The following is a 619-nucleotide window of genomic DNA, read 5'->3' as shown; positions in this document are numbered from 1 at the left end:
CGATGACAGGCGGCTCTGCCAGTCGGCATTGTTCGGTTCGAGAGCCACCAGCTTCTCACGGATGGCAAGGGACTTCTCATAGTTCTCTAGGGCGCCCGCCAGGTTCCCCTGCGCCTTCAGGACGTCGCCGACGGCAGAATAGTCAACGGCAAGATCATTGAGCCTGTCGGTGTTTCCTTGGTCCGCAGTGCTTAGCTTTTCATCGATGGCGAGTCCGCGCCGATAGTTCTCAAAGGCGCCCGCCAGTTTCCCCTGCGCTGTCTGAACATCACCCAGTGTGGTGTAGAGCGATGACAGGCGGCTCTGCCAGTCGGCATTGTTCGGATCGAGAGCCACCAGTTTCTCCAGGATGGCAAGGGACTTCTGATAGTTCTCCAGGGCGCCCGCCAGGTTCCCCTGCGCCTTCTGGACGTCGCCGACGGCAGAATAGTCAACGGCAAGATCACTTAGCCTGTCGGTGTTTCCTTGGTCCGTAGCGCTTAGCTTTTCATCGATGGCGAGTCCGCGCCGATAGTTTTCCAGGGCGCCCGCCAGATTTCCCTGCGCCGTCTGAACATCACCCAGTGTGGTGTAGATCGACGAAAGATTGCTCTGCCAGTCGGCATTGTTCGGTTCGAGA

At 58.6% G+C, this 619-nt stretch carries 1 protein-coding gene; it reads right to left on the bottom strand.

Annotated elements, in window-relative coordinates:
* On the bottom strand, nt 1-619 hold a 619-nt coding region (locus tag AC0L2X_RS32490), incomplete at both ends, for a tetratricopeptide repeat protein (protein WP_473601221.1).

This window comes from Mesorhizobium sp. WSM4828, assembly GCF_055811175.1.
The sequence above is the reverse complement of the archived record's forward strand: the minus strand, read 5'-3'. Positions and strand labels throughout refer to the sequence as shown.